Below are 16,833 nucleotides of genomic sequence, written 5' to 3' on the forward strand. Positions count from 1 at the left end.
ATTTTAGTCCTCCCCCTCGTGCCTGACAACCTGAATCTCACTTCCGCCGGTTTTTCCGCGCTCCCAGACCTGCAATACGTGGCGTTGAGCGGCGCGGATGCAGTCGCTTTCGCCCAGGCGCAGTTCGCCAACGACGTGCAGGCGCTGCGCAACGGCCACTGGCAATGGAACGCCTGGCTGAGCGCCAAGGGCCGGGTGATCGCGCTGTTCGCGCTGCTGCGCCGCGCCGACGACGCCTTGCTGGTGCTGCTGCCGGACGGCGGCGCGGCGGACCTGGCCACGGCGCTGAACCGTTTCGTGTTCCGGCGCAAGGTGCGCATCGCCGCGCACGACGATCTGCACGCATACGCGCGCCTGGCGGCGCCCGCGCATGCGCAAGGCGCGGTGCTGGCCGAGCGTGGCGACGGGGCGATCGAACTGGACATGGGCGGCGACGGACTGCCGCGCACGCTGCTGCTGGTGCCGGCCACGCAAGCCACGCAGGACGTGGCTGACCCCAGCTTCGCCGCCGCCTGGCGCCAGGCCGATCTGCGCCTGGGCCTGGCCCGGCTCGATCCCGGCCAGCGCGAGCAATGGACCCCGCAACAGCTGGCGCTGGACCGGCTGCACGCGTTCAGCGTGAAGAAGGGCTGCTATCCGGGCCAGGAGATCGTCGCCCGCACCCATTTCCTGGGCAAGGCCAAGCGCGCGCTGCAATTGCTAGAGGCGGACGGCACGGCCGAGGTCGGCGCGCAGGTGCTGCGCGACGGACAACCGCTGGGCAGCGTGGTCAGCGTCGCCGGCACGCTGGCGCTGGCGGTGCTGCCGCTGGAGGAGGTGGCGCCGACCGGCCTGTCCATCGGCGCGCATCCGGCGCACTGGCAGCCGCTGCGCGACGGCCTGGCACGCTGAGCGAGCCTCGCAGCCCGCTGTCCTGCCCTCCTCGTCAGCGGGCTGCGTCGGCGCGGCGGCGCGCTGACAGAACTCGCCGCCGCCGGCCGGCGCGACGCCTCAGGCCGGCGACAGGCGCTCGCCGCTCTCCGGATCGAAGAAGTGCAGCGCCTCGCCGCGCACCGCCACGCGCAGGGGCTCGCCCAGGCCGGGCAGCGCGCGCGGCGCCACCCGCATCACCAGCGGCTGGCTGCCGTAGCTGAGGTTGACGAAGATCTCGTTGCCGACCGGCTCGATCACCTCGACCGTGGCCTCGAACCCACCCTGCCCGTCCTCGCTGGGCTGCAGGTGCTCGGGGCGCACGCCGATCGCGATCGGCCGGCCCAGCCATTGCGGCGCGACATGCGCGCCTTGCAGCGGGACGCGGCTGCCGTCGGCCAGCTGCAGCTGCTGCAGGCCGCCCTCTTCGAGCAGTTGGCCCTGCAGCACGTTCATCGCCGGGCTGCCGAGGAAGCCGGCCACGAACAGGTTGGCCGGGCGGTCGTACAGCGCCATCGGCGTGTCGATCTGCTGGATCAGCCCGTCCTTGAGCACCACGATGCGCTGGCCCAGGGTCATCGCCTCGACCTGGTCGTGGGTCACGTAGATCATCGTGGTGCCGAGCTTGCGGTGCAACTGCGCGATCTCGGTGCGCACCGAGTGGCGCAGCTTGGCGTCCAGGTTCGACAGCGGCTCGTCGAGCAGGAACACCGCCGGCTCGCGCACCAGCGCGCGGCCCAGCGCCACGCGCTGGCGCTGGCCGCCGGACATCGCGCGCGGCAGCTTGTCCAGCATCGGGGTCAGGCCCAGGGTGTCGGCGGCGGCGGCGACGCGGCGCGCGATGACATCCTTGGTCTCGCCGCGCAGCTTCAGCCCGAACGCCAGGTTCTCGGCCACGGTCATGTGCGGGTACAGCGCGTAGCTCTGGAACACCATCGCGATGTCGCGATCCTTCGGCGCCACGTCGTTGACCACGCGCTCGCCGATGCGCAGCTCGCCGCCGCTGATCTCCTCCAGCCCCGCGATCATGCGCAGCAGGGTGGATTTGCCGCAGCCCGAGGGCCCGACCAGCACCATCAGTTCGCCGTCGGCCACTTCGAAGCTGGCCCCGTGCACGGCGACCTGGCCGTTGTCGTAGACCTTGCGGATGTTGTCCAGTTGTACTTTCGCCATGGTGCGGTATCCGGTTTCCGGCAGAAGGGACGGGCTGCCGCCGGTCCCTCCCGAAGGCAGTGCATACGAATGCGGTTCGCATCGTGCCAGCGACACAGGCAACAATGGGATCGCAATGCGGTATTCTGCCATGTAACCGTTTTCACGGGGCAACATCGACGCCTGGGAGGGCTTGCGATGCGAACCGCCAGCCGCCGCTGTCCGGGCGCGCCGAGCGCCGGCTCTGATGCTTGAGGCATTAGACAGGTATGCTCAGAGGTCTGGCAGTCGTATTCATCTCCCGGATCGTGCGGTCCCGCCTGGCGGTCGTCATCGCTATGCCCCCCGCGCGAGCTGCAGGACGGATACAGGCCGCTTCCGCCGCTTGCTTACCAACGCCACGTCACTACTAGCCCCCAGGTGATCGACGAAATGTCACCCGAAACCGAAAACCGGTCGATGCACGATACGTTCCTGCTGTTTGGCGCCACCGGCGATCTGGCCCAGCGCTACCTGTTCCCGTCGCTGCTGCGCATGCTCGACGACGGCTTCCTGCCGGAAGACTTCCGCATCCGCGCGCTGGCGCTGTCGCCGCACGACACCGCCAAGTTCCACGAGATCCTCAAGCCGCGGCTGCAGGCGGCGATGCCGCAGGTCAGCGAGGCGGTGATCCAGTCGCTGCTGGATCGCACCGACTACCGCTCGGTGGACCTGCGCAATGCCGAGTCGGTGGCCGACGCGGTGCGCGAGCTGGCCTCGCGCAAGTGCGTCAGCTACCTGGCGATCCCGCCGGGGCTGTACATCAGCACCTGCCAGGGCCTGGCCCTGGGCGGGGCGCTGGCCGCGCCGAACCGGCTGATGCTGGAGAAGCCGATCGGCCACGACTCGGCCAGCGCGCGCGAGATCCTGCAGGCGATCGGCGCGCTGATCGACGAGGACCGCGTGTTCCGCCTGGACCACTACCTGGGCAAGGCGGCGGTGCAGAACCTGATCGCGCTGCGCTTCGGCAACACGCTGCTGGAGGCGGTGTGGAACCGCAACTACATCGAGTCGGTGGAGATCCTGGTCGCCGAGAGCGAGGGCGTGGACGGCCGCGACGCCTACTACGCGCGTTCCGGCGCGCTGCGCGACATGGTCCAGAGCCATATCCTGCAGCTGCTGTGCCTGGTGGCGATGGAGCCGCCGGCCTCGCTGGAGGCGGACCGCATCCGCGACGAGAAGGTCAAGGTGCTGCGTGCGCTGCGTCCGCTGCAGGCCGCGCACGCCGCGCGCGACAGCGTGCGCGGGCGCTACACCGCCGGCACCATCAACGGCCAGCAGGCGCAGGCCTATCAGCCGCCGGAAGGCAGCGACGTGGAGACCTTCGTCGGCGTCACCGCCTACATCGACAACTGGCGCTGGGCCGGGGTGCCGTTCCGGCTGTGCACCGGCAAGCGCCTGGCCGAACGCACCACGCGCATCGTGGTCACGCTCAAGCCGGTCACCCACTGGCTGTTCGAGCGCCCCGACGCGAAGCACGTGGCGCCGAACCGGCTGACCTTCCAGCTGCAGCCGCAGGAGAACATCGAACTGGGCCTGATGAGCAGCCTGGCCGGTCCGGAATGGGGTGCGCTGGAACTGCAGCCGCTGGAACTGGAACTGTCGGTGCCGACCGGCCTGCATCGCCGCATCGCCTACGAGCGGCTGATGCTGGACGCGCTCAACGGCAACCACGCGCTGTTCGTGCGCGACGACGAAGTGCGCGCGGCCTGGGCCTGGATCGACAGCGTCAGCGACGCCTGGGCGCAGGCGCAATTGCCGCTGCTGCCCTACCCGGCCGGCAGCTGGGGGCCGCAGGAGGCCGAACGCTACGTCTCCGCCGACGACGCCAGCGCCGTGCAGCGGGACGCGTCATGAGCGCGCCGCTGCGGCCGGTGCTGGTCGCCGACATCGGCGGCACCAACGCGCGCTTCGCGCTCGCCGACCTCGACGCGTCCACGCCGTTGCTCGACGACAGCACCCAGACCTATGCGGTGGTGGAGTTCCCGTCGCTGGGCGACGCGGCGCGCCACTACCTGCAGCAGACCGGCGTGGACGCGCGCAGCGGCGTGTTCGCCGTGGCCGGGCGGGTGGACGGCGACGAGGCGCGGATCACCAACCACCCGTGGGTGATCTCGCGCTCGCGCACCTGCGCCATGCTCGGCTTCGACGAGCTGCACCTGATCAACGACTTCGCCGCGCAGGCGATGGCGATCAGCCTGCTGCAGCCGCAGGACGTGGTCCAGGTCGGCGGCGCGGCGTGGCAGCCGGCGCCGGTCGCCACGCCACGCAACTACGCGGTGATCGGCCCCGGCACCGGCCTGGGCGTCGGCGGCCTGCTGACCCGCGGCGGCCGTTGCATCCCGCTGGAGACCGAGGGCGGCCACGTCAGTTTCCCGCCGGGCACGCCCGAGGAGATCCGCATCCTGGAGCTGCTGTCGCAGCAGTTCGGCCGCGTCTCCAACGAACGCCTGATCTGCGGCCCCGGCCTGGTCAACATCCATCGCGCGCTCAGCGAGATCGCCGGCGACAATCCCGGTCCGCTGCAGCCGGAGGACATCACCGCCCGCGCCGCGCAGGGCGACTACCGCGCGATGCGCACCATCGACGTGTTCTGCGCGGTGTTCGGCGCCATCGCCGGCGACCTGGTGCTGGTACAGGGCGCCTGGGACGGCGTGTTCCTGACCGGCGGCCTGGTGCCGAAGATGCTCGACGCGCTGCAGCACTCCGGCTTCCGCCAGCGCTTCGAGCACAAGGGCCGCTTTTCGTCGATCATGGCGCGGGTACCGTCGCTGGCGGTGATCCACCCCCGTCCCGGCCTGCTCGGCGCCGCCGCCTACGCGGTCGATGCCGAGCGGCAATCCCCAGGAGTCGTTACATGAGCCCCACGTTGTCCGATCGCATCACCCTGATCCGCTACGACGATCCCGACGAATGGATCGACGCGGCGGCGGCAGAGATCGGCGACGCGCTGCGCGCGGACATCGAGCTGCGCGGCAACGCGCGGCTGCTGCTGTCCGGCGGCACCACCCCGGCGCCGGTGTACCAGGCGCTGGCCGAGTTGCCGCTGGACTGGACCAAGCTGGAAGTAGGCCTGGTCGACGAGCGCTGGCTGTCGCCGCAGGACAGCGACAGCAATGCCTACCTGGTCCGGCAGAGTTTCCTGGAACGTGCCGAAGGCGCGCGCTTCGAGCCGCTGGTGCGGGTCGGCAAGCCGCTGCAGGATTGCGTGCACGCCGCCAACCTGCACGCGCAGCATGCGCCGGCCGCGTGCATGGCGGTGCTCGGCATGGGCGGCGACGGCCACACCGCGTCGCTGTTCCCCGGCGCCACCGACCTGAACAAGGCGCTGGCCAATCCCCTGCCCTACGCCGCGCTGGACGCCACCGGTTGCCCCGGCGCGAACACCTGGCCGCTGCGCATCACCCTGACCCCGGCCGGATTGGCGCCGATCGGCCAGCGCATGCTGCTGCTGCGCGGCAAGCAGAAGCTCGACGTGCTCGAGCGCGCGCTGGCCGGCAGCGATCCGCACGAATTCCCGATCCGCGTCGCCTTCGACACGCCTGGTGCGCGCTTGCGCGTGCATTGGTGTGAGTGAGGCCGGGATTGGGGAGTCGGGATTGGGGATTCGGAACAGCCGCGCGCTGCCGCCTTCCCGGTTTGTTCGAGTTCCCCGTTCCGTCATGCGGTCACTCCCCCACACTTCATAGCCACTTCTGCCAATGAGCCTGCATCCGAAAATCCACGCGATCACCGAACGCATCCGCGCACGCAGCGTACCGTCGCGGCGCGCCTACCTGGCCGGCATCGATGCCGCATTGCGCGACGGCCCGTTCCGCAGCCGCCTGAGCTGCGGCAACCTGGCGCACGGCTTCGCCGCCTGCGGCCCGACCGACAAGAGCCGGCTGGAAGGCGGGATCACCCCGAACCTGGGCATCGTCACCGCCTACAACGACATGCTGTCGGCGCACCAGCCGTTCGAGCACTACCCGGAGATCATCCGCAGCACCGCGCGTGCGCTGGGCGCCACCGCGCAGGTCGCCGGCGGCGTGCCGGCGATGTGCGACGGCGTGACCCAGGGCCGTCCCGGCATGGAGCTGTCGCTGTTCTCGCGCGACGTGATCGCGCAGGCCACCGCGATCGGCCTCAGCCACGACATGTTCGACACCACCCTCTACCTGGGCGTGTGCGACAAGATCGTGCCCGGCCTGCTGATCGGTGCGCTGGCGTTCGGCCACCTGCCGGCGGTGTTCGTGCCGGCCGGGCCGATGACCCCGGGCATTCCCAACAAGCAGAAGGCCGAGGTGCGCGAGCGCTACGCCGCCGGCCAGGCCACCCGCGAGGAACTGCTGGCCGCCGAATCGGCGTCCTACCACGCGCCCGGCACCTGCACCTTCTACGGCACCGCCAATTCCAACCAGGTGTTGCTGGAAGCGATGGGCGTGCAGTTGCCCGGCGCCTCGTTCGTCAATCCGGGCACGCCGCTGCGCGACGCGCTGACCCAGCAGGCCACCGAGCGCGCGCTGCGCATCACCGCGCTGGGTAGCGATTTCCGCCCGCTCGGCCGGCTGATCGACGAACGCGCGATCGTCAACGCCGCGGTCGCGCTGATGTCCACCGGCGGCTCCACCAACCACACCATCCACTGGCTGGCGGTGGCGCGCGCGGCCGGCATCGTGCTGACCTGGGACGACCTGGACGAACTGTCGCAGATCGTGCCGCTGCTGACCCGCGTGTATCCCAACGGCGAGGCCGACGTGAACCATTTCGCCGCGGCCGGCGGCGTGGGGTTCGTGTTCCGCGAGCTGATGGACGCGGGGCTGATGCACGACGACCTGGCCACCATCGTGCCCGGCGGCATGCGCGCCTACGGCGACGAGCCGTGCGTGCAGAACGGCGCGCTGGCCTACGTGCCGAGCCCGGCCAAGAGCGCCGACGAAAGCGTGGTGCGCCCGGCCTCCAATCCGTTCGAAGCGCAGGGCGGATTGCGCCTGCTGCGCGGCAATCTCGGCCGCTCGCTGATCAAGCTGTCGGCGGTGAAGCCGGAATTCCGCACCATCGAGGCGCCGGCGGTGGTCATCGATGCGCCGCAGGCCTTGAACAAGCTGCACGCCGCCGGCGTGCTGCCGCACGACTTCGTGGTGGTGCTGCGCTACCAGGGCCCGCGCGCGAACGGCATGCCGGAACTGCATTCGCTGGCGCCGCTGCTGGGCCTGCTGCAGAACCAGGGCCGGCGCGTGGCGCTGGTCACCGACGGGCGCCTGTCCGGCGCCTCGGGCAAGTTCCCGGCGGCGATCCACGTGACGCCGGAAGCGGCGCGCGGCGGCCCGATCGCGCGCGTGCGCGAAGGCGACATCGTGCGCCTGGACGGCGAAGCCGGCACCCTGGAAGTGCTGGTGGATGCCGCCGAATGGGCGGCGCGTGCGCTGGCGCCGAACACCGCGCCGGCTGCGCACGACCTCGGCCGCAACCTGTTCGCGATCAACCGCCGCGTGGTCGGTCCCGCCGACCAGGGCGCGATGTCGATCTCCTGCGGCCCGCCGGCCGCCGACGGCGACGACTGGAACTACGACGCCGAGTACGACCTGGGCCGCAGCAGCGAGGCCGCCGACGCGCCGCACGAGGCGAAGGACGCGTAAGCCTTGCGGCCCGACCGGCGCCACCGGCGCCACGCCATCCCCGCGTCGGCCGCCTGCGGCCGATGCACTCCCGCCATCTTCGCGACTACGAGATTGCCATGACGATTGCCGAACACCAGAACACCGCCGAACAGCTCCTGCGCGCCGCCGGCATCCTGCCGGTGGTGACCGTGCACAGCCTGGACGAGGCGCGCCGCGTCTCCGCCGCGCTGCTCGAAGGCGGCCTGCCCGCGATCGAGCTGACCCTGCGCACGCCGGTGGCGATGGACGCGCTGGCGATGCTCAAGCGCGAACTGCCGGACATCAAGATCGGCGCCGGCACGGTGCTCACCGAAACCCAGCTGCAGCAGGCGATCGACGCCGGCGCCGATTTCATCGTCACCCCGGGCACGCCGCCGGCGCTGGCCGACGCGCTGGCGCGGGCGCCGCTGCCGGTGGTACCGGGCGCGGCCACCCCGACCGAACTGCTGGCGCTGATGGCGCGCGGCTTCCGCGTCTGCAAGCTGTTCCCGGCCACCGCGGTCGGCGGCCTGGCGATGCTCAAGGGCCTGGCCGGTCCGCTGGCGGACCTGAAGCTGTGCCCCACCGGCGGCATCGGCGAAAGCACCGCGGCCGAGTACCTGGCGCAGCCGAACGTGGTCTGCATCGGCGGCTCGTGGATGGTGCCGAAGGACTGGCTGGCCAACGGCGAGTGGGACAAGGTGCGCGAGAGCGCGGCGAAGGCGGCGGCCATTGTCCGCGGGATTCGGGATTAGGGATTCGCTAAAGCCCGGCTCCCCGCGATCGGGAAACGAACAAAAAAAGCGCCGGCATGCCGGCGCTTTTTTTGCTTTTGCTTTTGCTGTTACGACTCCCGAATCCCGACTCCCGAATCCCGGCCTCACCGCACCTCGATCTGCACATCCGCCGGCAAAGAACGGATCCGCAGCTCGCCATTTTCCCACTGCGCCGGCTCGCCATTGACCAGGGTGCGCCCGGGCTCGCCCGGATACGGCCACGGCAGCACCAGGCCGCCGCTGGGCACGCGCAGGCCGCCGCCGATGCCCAGGGTCAGGCGGTTCTTCTGCCGGCGCAGCTGGTAGCTCAATTCGCCCTGCGGGGTGCGCAGGTCCTGGATCGCGATGCCCTTGCCGTCGAACCAGGCCGCCGGCACGCCGGCCGCCAGCACCAGGCTGTCGTCGATGTCGCGCGCGTAGGCGAACATGTCCAGCGTCGAGCGCACGAAGTCCGACGCCACCCAGGCATGCGGCAGGTCGCCGACGAAGAACGGCTTGCGCGGCGTGCGCGAGACCACTTCGGCCCACTGGTTCCACGGCTGCGGCGCGCGGTCCTTGAAGAAGAACTGGGTCGCGTCCCAGGCCCGCTCGCGCCAGCCCAGGCGCACGAACGCGGCGACGTTGCGCCATTCGTACGGGGTGTAATCCTTCCACTCGCGCTTGCCGTCGCGGCGGCTGGCGAACTCGCCCCAATAGCGCTCGAAGGTGTTGCCCAGCAGCTGCGGCGGCAGCCGGCCCTGCTCCCCGCCCGGCGCCAGCGCGATGGTCGTGGAGGTCGGATCGAAATCGCCCAGCTCGGCCGAACCGGGCAGGAAATCGATGTGGTGCTGCTGCGTGGCGGTCTGCAGCGAGGCGTACAGGTCCTGGCGGAATTCGTCGCGCGCGGCGGCGAAGCGTGCCGCATCGTCGACGCGGCCGAGCTCGGCGGCGATCTCCACCGTGTCCTTGTAGCCGCGCAGCGCCCAGAAGTTGTCCCAGTACGAATGCATCGGCTTGGCCGAATAGCCTTCGTGGCTGATCGACACCGGCATCATCCCGTAGAACGCCGGATTGCGCGCCCGGTTCTCCTCGGTGCGCTCGCTGAGCCGCAGCTGTTCCATGTACTCGTACGCGGCCAGCACGTGCGGCCACATCTTTTCCAGGAACGCGCGGTCGCCGCTGTAGCGGTAGTAGTCGGCGACGCCGAAGATCAGTTCGCCATGGCTGTCGTTCTCCGGCACCGGATCGCTGCCGCGGTCGTCCACGCAGCACGGCACCATGCCGTTGGCGAACTGGTACGGCGCGTACCACTCCAGGTACTCGCGCGCCACGTCGGCGCGGCCCAGGCGCAGCAGGCCTTCGGAAATCATCGCGCCGTCGCGGATCCAGCTGCGCGAATACGAGCGTGTGCCCGGCTGCAGGCGTGGCCCGATCCGCGAGATCAGCATGTGCGCCAGCGCGGTGCGCAAGGTGTCGGCCAGCGCCTTGCCCTCGGCCGGGACGCTCAGCTGCACCCGGTCCAGTTTCTCGCGCCACTGCTCGGCCACCAGCTGTTGCGCACGCGCCGCATCGAACCCGGACGGCAGCGCCTGCGCGCCGGTCTGCGGGATCAGCAAGGCCACTTCGCGCACTTCGCCCGGGGCCAGGCGCCCGCGGTACAGCAGCGCGCCCGAGGCCAGGCCGTCGGCGTCGGACGCCTGCTGCGGCAGCGCGGCGCTGTCGGCGGCCAGGCGCTCGATGTCGATGCCGGCGTCGAACGCCGTGGCGTAGGCCGCGTCGGGCTTCTGCACCGCGAACACGCGCGGCTCGCCGTTGACCTGCACCTGGCCGCCGTCGAACGCCAGCAGATGGATCGGGCTGACCCCGCCGACGGTGTTGAGGAACTGGCTGGGCGGGTTCACCTGGAACGGCCGCACCGCCAGCGCCAGGGTGTAGTCGTGCGGCTTCTTGCTCGGGTTGCTGAGCCGGTAGCGCGCCACCAGCTGCGCCTGCTCCGGCGTGCCCTGCACGAAGGCGGTGATGCGCAGGCCGGCGTTGTCGTGGCTCCAGTCCACGCTGGGGATCGGCAGGTAGTCGTCCTGCAGGCTCTGCGCGGTCTTCACGTCGGCCCAGCTCAGGCGCTTGCCGTCCAGCAGCAGGAACGGCTCGATGCTGAAGCCGCCCTTGCCCACTTCGATCGCGCCGTCCTCGCCGACCAGGCCCTGCTCGCGGCCGCCGTCCAGGCCGACGATGGTCCAGTACGGCTGCTCGCCGCTGAAGCCGCGCGGGAACCAGCCGCGGGTGGAATCGGCCGCTACCGACTTGACGAAGTCGTTCGGGGTCGCGGCGAAGGCCAGCGGCTGCAGCGCGATGTCGGCGATGCCGTAGCGGAAGCTGGGGCCGTCCTCCAGGTCGATGCGCACGTAGCGCGCCTCGGTTTCGGGCATCGGCAACCAGTCGGTGCCGCCGTTGCCGGCGGTGACGGTGCGCAGCTCGCGCCAGCTGCGGCCGTCGGCCGAGCCCTGCAGCTTGTAGCGCGAGGCATACACGCCCGGCGCCCATTGCACCTTGGCGCCGCCGAACTCGCGCACCTTGCCCAGGTCGAGCATGATCGTCTGGGTCTTGGCGTTGCCGCTGTACCACACCGTGTCGGGCTTGCCGTCGGCGATGCGCTGCTCCAGCGCCGGCGCGGTGTCGGCGCTGACCTTCACCGTCAGCGGCGAGGTGTCCTGCGGCGGCAGCGGCGTCAGCGTCAGCTGGTCGAAGCACACCGTGCCCTTGCCGCCGACCTGGTTGTAGATGGTGAACTCGACCTGCGCGCTGTGCTTGAGTTCCTTGTCCGGACTCGGTCCCCAGGCCTTGTCGATCTGCCGCTTCTTGAAGCTGACCGTGCTCCACTGCTTGGGGAAGTCGTAGCGCGGCCGGTTGACCCACCACACGTTGTCGCCGCTGGCGTCGACCAGCTTGAACTGCAGGTCGTTGCTCGGCGAATCGCCGCGCAGCTGGAATGCGAGCTGGTAGTTGTCCGGATAATCGATCGGGATCGCGCGGCGGATCCCGGCGTAGCCGGAAACGCCGTTGAAGTCGTAGTCCAGGCAGATCGCCTTGGCGCGGCCGCCGCTGGCGGCCTGCACCAGCCGGGTCGAGGCGGTGACCTGGTTGGAGACGACGATCTGCCAGTTGTCGAGATTGTTGAAGCTGTCCAGCGCTACCGGCGCGGTCGGCACCGCGGCAAAGGCCTGCGCCGCCGCCAGGCCCAGGATGGCCATCGTCCACCGTCTGCTCGTCATCGCCGCTCCCGTCATGAACCTCGTCCCCGTTGTGTCGTTGGCTTTTTGGCAGGAGGGGCTTCAGCCCCGACGCATGACCGGTAAGGCGTCGGGGCTGAAGCCCCTCCTACAGGTGCGCGTCCACCATGACCTGCGAGTCGCACGCCCCGCACCAGTGCATACGCCATGCCGTCCCTGGCGAAGCATACCGGCTTCGGACAACCCGGCCTGACCATCGCGGCCAGGCGTTCGGCGCAACGCGCGCCAGTGGCGCTCCATGATCGGCAGAACCGCTGCCATCCATGGCGTAACACTCGCACTCCAGAACGTCCGGCCCGGCCATCCATGGCCGGGCGTTCGGGAACGCGCGAGCCAGTGGCTCGCAAGCGCGTTCCCTCACCCCTTCACGCTACCCAGCAACAAGCCTTGGATGTAGTAGCGCTGCAGCGCCAGGAACAGCGCCAGCACCGGGATCACCGTCACCACCGCGCCGGCCATCATCATCTCCACGTCCATGATGTGTTCGCGCGACAGCGCCGCCAGCGCCACCGGCAAGGTGTAGTGCTCCTGGTCGGTCAGCACGATCAACGGCCACATGAAGTCGTTCCACGCGGCCATGAAGGTGAAGATGGTCAGCGTCACCAGCACCGGCTTGAGCATCGGCAGCACGATCTGGAAGAAGATGCGCAGCTCGCCGGCGCCGTCGATGCGCGCGGCCTCCAGCAACTCGTCCGGGATCGAGCGCGCGTACTGGCGCACCAGGAAGATGCCGAACACCGTCGCCAGCGCCGGCACCACCACTCCGCCGAAGTTGTTGACCAGGTGCAACTGCTTCATCAGCAGGAACAGCGGCAGCATCGCCACCTGCGCCGGAATCACCAGCGCCGCCAGCAGGATCTGGAAGATCCGCTCCTTGCCGACGAAGCGCAGCTTGGCGAAGGCGTAGCCGGCCATGGTGTTGATCAGCAGCGAGCCGAAGGTGATGGCGCACGACACCAGCAGGCTGTTGGCGAAGTTGCGCGCCATGCCGGTCCGCGAGAACAGCTCGCCGTAGTTGGCCAGGGTCGGGCCGGTCGGCAGCATCGGCGGCGGGAAGCGGCTCGCCTGCCCCGCCGGCATGAACGACACCGACACCATCCACAGCAGCGGCGCCAGGCTGACCAGCGCCAGCACCAGCAGCCCGCCGTTGACCAGCAGCGTGTTCCAGCGCGACGCGCCGATTTCGCGGCTCATACCAGGTCCTTCTTGCGGCCGAAGCGCAGCATCACGGAGGTCACTCCCAGGATGATCAGGAACAGCAGGAACGCCACCGCCGACGCGCGGCCGAGGTTCCACCACTTGAAGCCTTCCTCGAACATGAAGTACAGCACGCTGACCGTGCTTTGCAGCGGGTCGCCGCGGGTCATCACGTAGGGTTCGGCGAACAGCTGGAAATAGCCGGACACGGTGATCACCCCGACCACCAGCAGCACCGGACCCAGCATCGGCAGGGTGATGTGCAGGAACTGCCGCCACTTCGACGCGCCGTCGATGCGCGCGGCTTCGTACAGGTCCTGCGGGATGCCCTGCAGGCCGGCGAGGAAGATCACCATGTTGTAGCCGAAGTTCTTCCACACCGCGAACAGCATGATCGTCGGCATCGCCCAGTGCGGGTCGCCGAGCCAGTCGATCGGGCCGATGCCCAGATGGCTCAGTCCGTAGTTGACCAGGCCGTAGCTGGTGTGGAACAGGTAGCGCCAGATCACCGCCACCGCCACCAGCGTGGTCACCACCGGCGCGAACAGCGCGGTGCGGAACAGCGGCTTGAACCGCGCCACCGGCGCATTGAGCAGCAACGCCGCGCCCAGCGAGGCACCGATCGACAACGGCACGCCGACGATGACGAAGTAGGTGGTGTTCCACAGCGACTTCCAGAACATCTGCGTCTGCAGCAACTCGATGTAGTTGCCGAAGCCGACGAAGCGCAGGTGGTTGCTGTCGGCCAGCGCGTACAGGTCGAAGTCGGTGACGCTCAGCGCCAGCGCCGACAGCACCGGCAGGCCGAAGAACACGCCGATCACGATCAGCGCCGGCCCGGCGAACAGCCAGCCGGCCAGGGAACCGCGCTTCATGGCGCCGCTCCCGCAGCCGCTGCGGCCGCTGCCTGCGGATGCTGCTGCTGGTAGATCCAGCGCCGCTTCTCCAGGATTTCGTCCACGCGCTTGTCCAGGTCCTGCACCGCCTTCTCCTGGCTTTCGCCGCCGCGCACCACGCGCTCGGTGACCAGCCGCATTTCCTGCACGATGCGCTCCCACTCCAGCACCTTCGGCGCCGGCTTGACCCGCTCCAGCTGGTCGCGGAACGCGTGCGCCAGCGGATCGTTGGCCAGCGACGGGTATTCCCAGGTGCTGCGCCGCGGCGGCATGTCGCCGATCAGCGCATGGAACCGCGCCTGGGTCTGCGGCCGCGACAGGAACTCGATCAGCTTCCACGCCGCGTCCTTCTGCTGCGACTTGCGGAAGATCACCAGGCTGGTGCCGCCGGCGATGCCGGCGCCCGGGCCGCTCGGGCCCGGCAGCGGCATGGTGCCCCACTGCCCTTTCAGCGCCGCCGGCTCCAGCTTGCGGAACTCGCGGATATTCCACGGCCCGGAGATGTAGAACGCGTAGAAGCCGTTGAAGAATTCGTCCCACACGTTGGAGATCTGGGTCTCGGACATCTTCGGCGCCCAGCCCTGTTCGAACATGTTGGCGTAGAAGCCCAGCGCCTTGCGGAAACCGGGGCTGCGGAAGTTGCCGTAGTTGTTGTGGTCGCGCAGCAGCGGATCGTCCAGCTGCAGGCCCAGCGACAGCTGTTGCTCGAATTCGTTGATCGGCATCAGGATCGCGTAGCGCTTCGGCCCCACGTGCTTCTTCACCGCCGCCATGGCCTGCTCCCACTCGGCCCAGGTCTGCGGCAGCTTGTCCACGCCGGCCTCTTTCAGCATGTCCTTGCGGTAGAACAGCAGGCGCGTATCCACGTACCACGGCACCCCGTACAGCTGGCCGTCGATGACGCTGGTGTCCCAGATGCCGGCGAAGTAGTCCTTCGGATCGACAATCTTGGACTTGTCCACGTAGGGCTGCAGCGGCTGCAGCGTGTCCAGCGCGGCGAATTCGGGGATCCAGGTGTTGCCGAGCTGGCACACGTCCGGTAACCCGTCGGCGGCGAACGCGGTCAGCAGCTTTTCGTGCGCGGCGGTCCACGGGATGTTCTGGATGTCCACGTGGATGCCGGGATTCTCCTTCTCGAACTCGGGGATCAGCTCGGCCACCACCTCGGCCTCGCGGCCCATCGCCCAGAACCGCACCACCTCGCCCTGCGGCGCGCGCGCGCAACCGCACACGGCCAGCACCAGCATGCCCAGCGTCACGTACCGGCGCATCGTCCGCACGGCGCTCATTGCGGATTCTGCGGCTGGCGCTGCGCAGGATTGGGCTGCGCTTCGGCGGACGCGGCGCGCGACTCGGCGATGCCCAGCGCCCGGGCCGTGGCCGCCTGCTCGTCCTTCTTCGGCAACGGCTGGGTCTCGCCCTCCGGGGTCAGCCAGCCACCGCTGAAGCCGGCGCGCTCCAGGCCGGTCCGCAGGTACTTGTTCTTCTTCATCACGTTCCAGACAAACTCGTTGCGGTAGTTGGCGATCATGGTGACGATCGCGCCCTGGTCGATGCCGATGTAGTCGCCGGCGACCCAGCCGCGGTTGGGCAGCATGCGCCCGGTCTTGAGCGGGATATCGTAGTTGAAGCTGGGATTGAACGAATCCAGGAAGCCGTAGCTGGAATAGATGTAGTCGCCGAATCGCTTGTGCATCTCCTGGGTCGCCGGGATCACCACTTCCGGCGCGAACACGATCGAGGACACCGCCGCGGTCGGCGCGATGGTGCCGTCGTCGAAGGCTTCGAACAATCCGGCGCCGCGGGTGCGGTAGTGGAAGAACTGGCGCTGTTCGCCGCGGTAGTCCTGTGTGGTGTTCTGCGGGCCGTCGCTGGCGGTCAGGCCCCACACGTTCTCGCCGTACTCCTTCCACTTCATCGGATTGTCGATGGCGTACTCGCGCTGCGCGAGCGTGGCGCGGCGGCTGTTGAGGAAGTAGTCGATGCCGTGCTCGCGCATGTACTGGTCCTGGATGTCGCGGAAGTCGATCCAGACGTGGTTGTACTGGTGCGCGAACAACGGCCCGAACGCCAGGTATTCCTGGCCGTAGTACACGCCCCAGTCCTTGTTGTAGGTGCGGGTCCACTCCAGCCACGCATCGGGCTCCACCGGATGGGTCGGCGAGCCGAGCGCCAGCAGGTAGACCATCATGCCTTCGTTGTAGCCCATCCAGTCGTGCTGGATGAAGCCGCGCTCGGGGTACCAGCCCATCGTGATCAGCGGCGTGCGCTGCTGCATCCACTTCCAGTCCACGCGGCGGTACAGCGTGTCGGCGATCTGGCGGATCTCCTTCTCGTCGGCGCTGTCGCCTTCGTAGTAGGACTGCGCGAACAGCACGCCCATCATCAGCAGCGCGGTGTCCACGCTCGACAGCTCCACCCACTGGTCGTAGCGCAGGCCTTTCTGCATGTCCAGGAAGTGGTAGTAGAAGCCCTTGTAGCCGGCGCGGCCGGTGCGCTGCGGACCGACCGGCACGTCGCGCAGGAAGCGCAGCGTGGTCAGGGTGCGTTGCACCGCCTGCTCGCGGCTGATCCAGCCGTTCTCGTAACCGATCGGATAGACGGTGAGCGCAAACCCGATCGAGGCGATGCTGGCGAACGGGCGCGACGGGTAGCGGTCGACCGCCAGGCCGTTCTGCTCGTTGGTGGTGTCCCAGAAGAACTGGAAGGTGCGCCGTTCGATGTCGTCGAACAGCGGCGGCAACTCGGGTTTGACCAGCTTGGGGGGAAGTTCCGCTTCGATCAGGATCACTTTTACCGGCTTCTTGTCCGCTACGGAGGGCTCCTCGGTTTTCTTGCAGGATGCCAGCAGCGCTGCCGCCGCCAGCAGCAGGACCAATGGTGAGCGTGCGACGCTGCCCAGTTTCATGCCTTCGACACCCCTGTGAAATCGTTTACATGCATGTGCGAAATTATCCTACTTCCCGCCTCGCCGCGACCA

The 16,833-nt window shown here is 69.1% G+C and carries 12 protein-coding genes; 6 read left to right on the top strand and 6 right to left on the bottom strand.

Translation table 11 applies throughout. From position 1 onward, the window contains the following. Window positions 1-18: 18 nt before the first annotated feature. Window positions 19-891, top strand: a complete 873-nt coding sequence (gene ygfZ / locus JR064_RS00840) for a CAF17-like 4Fe-4S cluster assembly/insertion protein YgfZ (protein WP_206228496.1) — start codon at window positions 19-21, stop codon at window positions 889-891. A 99-nt stretch (window positions 892-990) separates the two neighbouring features. On the opposite strand, the gene JR064_RS00845 is transcribed toward ygfZ, so the two are convergent. Further along, window positions 991-2,082: an ABC transporter ATP-binding protein gene (locus JR064_RS00845; protein WP_206228497.1), complete on the bottom strand. Its 1,092-nt coding sequence runs from the start codon at window positions 2,080-2,082 to the stop codon at window positions 991-993. 411 nt (window positions 2,083-2,493) lie between these two features. On the opposite strand from JR064_RS00845, the gene zwf reads away from it, so the two are divergent. The 5 genes from zwf to JR064_RS00870 all read left to right on the top strand — a co-directional run bounded on the left by zwf (window position 2,494) and on the right by JR064_RS00870 (window position 8,473). Continuing rightward, window positions 2,494-3,957: a glucose-6-phosphate dehydrogenase gene (zwf, locus tag JR064_RS00850; RefSeq protein ID WP_225209771.1), complete on the top strand. Its 1,464-nt coding sequence runs from the start codon at window positions 2,494-2,496 to the stop codon at window positions 3,955-3,957. Continuing rightward, window positions 3,954-4,961: a glucokinase gene (gene glk, locus JR064_RS00855; protein WP_179564008.1), complete on the top strand. Its 1,008-nt coding sequence runs from the start codon at window positions 3,954-3,956 to the stop codon at window positions 4,959-4,961. Before zwf ends, glk begins: the two co-directional genes overlap by 4 nt. Beyond that, window positions 4,958-5,677 carry a 6-phosphogluconolactonase gene (locus tag JR064_RS00860; protein WP_179564006.1) on the top strand — a complete coding sequence of 240 codons (720 nt, stop codon included), beginning with the start codon at window positions 4,958-4,960 and terminating at the stop codon, window positions 5,675-5,677. Before glk ends, JR064_RS00860 begins: the two co-directional genes overlap by 4 nt. Before the next feature lie 124 nt (window positions 5,678-5,801). Further along, window positions 5,802-7,718 (top strand): phosphogluconate dehydratase, encoded by a 1,917-nt coding sequence (gene edd / locus JR064_RS00865; RefSeq protein ID WP_206228498.1) that lies wholly within the window; start codon window positions 5,802-5,804, stop codon window positions 7,716-7,718. A gap of 98 nt (window positions 7,719-7,816) precedes the next feature. Next, the gene (locus JR064_RS00870) at window positions 7,817-8,473 is read left to right on the top strand and encodes a bifunctional 4-hydroxy-2-oxoglutarate aldolase/2-dehydro-3-deoxy-phosphogluconate aldolase (RefSeq protein ID WP_179564002.1); all 657 of its coding nucleotides are present in this window, start codon (window positions 7,817-7,819) and stop codon (window positions 8,471-8,473) included. A 125-nt stretch (window positions 8,474-8,598) separates the two neighbouring features. On the opposite strand, the gene JR064_RS00875 is transcribed toward JR064_RS00870, so the two are convergent. The 5 genes from JR064_RS00875 to JR064_RS00895 form a co-directional block, all read right to left on the bottom strand. Continuing rightward, the gene (locus JR064_RS00875; protein ID WP_241092785.1) at window positions 8,599-11,742 is read right to left on the bottom strand and encodes a discoidin domain-containing protein; all 3,144 of its coding nucleotides are present in this window, start codon (window positions 11,740-11,742) and stop codon (window positions 8,599-8,601) included. Window positions 11,743-12,117: 375 nt separating this feature from the next. Further along, on the bottom strand, window positions 12,118-12,954 hold the full coding sequence (locus JR064_RS00880) for a carbohydrate ABC transporter permease (protein WP_184411024.1): 837 nt from the start codon (window positions 12,952-12,954) through the stop codon (window positions 12,118-12,120). Further along, entirely contained in the window at window positions 12,951-13,832 is an 882-nt protein-coding gene (locus tag JR064_RS00885) for a carbohydrate ABC transporter permease (RefSeq protein ID WP_179563998.1), read from the bottom strand. The genes JR064_RS00880 and JR064_RS00885 overlap by 4 nt, the downstream gene beginning before the upstream one ends. Further along, window positions 13,829-15,142, bottom strand: coding sequence for a sugar ABC transporter substrate-binding protein (locus tag JR064_RS00890; RefSeq protein ID WP_425510264.1), 1,314 nt, complete (start codon window positions 15,140-15,142; stop codon window positions 13,829-13,831). Before JR064_RS00890 ends, JR064_RS00885 begins: the two co-directional genes overlap by 4 nt. Beyond that, window positions 15,139-16,761, bottom strand: coding sequence for a glucoamylase family protein (locus tag JR064_RS00895; protein ID WP_179563996.1), 1,623 nt, complete (start codon window positions 16,759-16,761; stop codon window positions 15,139-15,141). The genes JR064_RS00890 and JR064_RS00895 overlap by 4 nt, the downstream gene beginning before the upstream one ends. Between the last annotated feature and the right edge of the window lie 72 nt (window positions 16,762-16,833).

Source organism: Xanthomonas bonasiae (assembly GCF_017163705.1).
GTDB lineage: Bacteria > Pseudomonadota > Gammaproteobacteria > Xanthomonadales > Xanthomonadaceae > Xanthomonas_A > Xanthomonas_A bonasiae.

Bases quoted from the DNA above. Each gene is read 5' to 3' on its own strand.
- JR064_RS00845 (WP_206228497.1), bottom strand. From the start codon at position 2,082: ATGGCGAAAGTACAACTGGACAACATCCGCAAGGTCTACGACAACGGC.
- zwf (WP_225209771.1), top strand. From the start codon at position 2,494: ATGTCACCCGAAACCGAAAACCGGTCGATGCACGATACGTTCCTGCTG.
- glk (WP_179564008.1), top strand. From the start codon at position 3,954: ATGAGCGCGCCGCTGCGGCCGGTGCTGGTCGCCGACATCGGCGGCACC.
- JR064_RS00860 (WP_179564006.1), top strand. From the start codon at position 4,958: ATGAGCCCCACGTTGTCCGATCGCATCACCCTGATCCGCTACGACGAT.
- edd (WP_206228498.1), top strand. From the start codon at position 5,802: ATGAGCCTGCATCCGAAAATCCACGCGATCACCGAACGCATCCGCGCA.
- JR064_RS00870 (WP_179564002.1), top strand. From the start codon at position 7,817: ATGACGATTGCCGAACACCAGAACACCGCCGAACAGCTCCTGCGCGCC.
- JR064_RS00875 (WP_241092785.1), bottom strand. From the start codon at position 11,742: ATGACGAGCAGACGGTGGACGATGGCCATCCTGGGCCTGGCGGCGGCG.
- JR064_RS00880 (WP_184411024.1), bottom strand. From the start codon at position 12,954: ATGAGCCGCGAAATCGGCGCGTCGCGCTGGAACACGCTGCTGGTCAAC.
- JR064_RS00885 (WP_179563998.1), bottom strand. From the start codon at position 13,832: ATGAAGCGCGGTTCCCTGGCCGGCTGGCTGTTCGCCGGGCCGGCGCTG.
- JR064_RS00890 (WP_425510264.1), bottom strand. From the start codon at position 15,142: ATGAGCGCCGTGCGGACGATGCGCCGGTACGTGACGCTGGGCATGCTG.
- JR064_RS00895 (WP_179563996.1), bottom strand. From the start codon at position 16,761: ATGAAACTGGGCAGCGTCGCACGCTCACCATTGGTCCTGCTGCTGGCG.